Genomic DNA, 368 nt, shown 5'->3' with positions numbered 1-368 from the left:
ACGCTTCCGTTCACCGAGTTGGCTCCGTCACGGAAGTCCGCGTTCCCGTTGATGAAGACCGTTCCCTGCGTTCCTACCGGCACGCTCAGCCCCGCTCCTATTTGCAGCGCCGTCGTTCCCACCTTGGTCCCACGCACGCTCTGCATGAAGCCGGGGTTGCCCAGCAGCGCCACATTGGTTTCTCCGCGGCGGTCGCCCATGTCCTGGGCCGCGTTCACCCGGAACTCAGCCAATGCTTCACGCCCGAAGATGTTGCTGCCAATGAGCCCCATCCACCGGCCGCCCAGCGCAACCGTTCCCGTCGTCCATTCCTGCTTGCCTACGTTCAGGCCCGCGTTCCCCGCTCCCGTTTCCGTGTAGCCGTCCAT

At 64.7% G+C, this 368-nt stretch carries 1 protein-coding gene; it reads right to left on the bottom strand.

What is annotated here, in order from left to right; translation table 11 throughout:
• Positions 1–368, bottom strand: a 368-nt coding sequence (locus tag HJW02_RS12965; RefSeq protein WP_208050672.1) for an autotransporter outer membrane beta-barrel domain-containing protein, incomplete at both ends; no start/stop codon positions are given.

It is taken from the genome of Akkermansia sp. GGCC_0220 (assembly GCF_017566105.1).
Classification (GTDB): domain Bacteria; phylum Verrucomicrobiota; class Verrucomicrobiia; order Verrucomicrobiales; family Akkermansiaceae; genus Akkermansia; species Akkermansia massiliensis.
The sequence above is the reverse complement of the archived record's forward strand: the minus strand, read 5'-3'. Positions and strand labels throughout refer to the sequence as shown.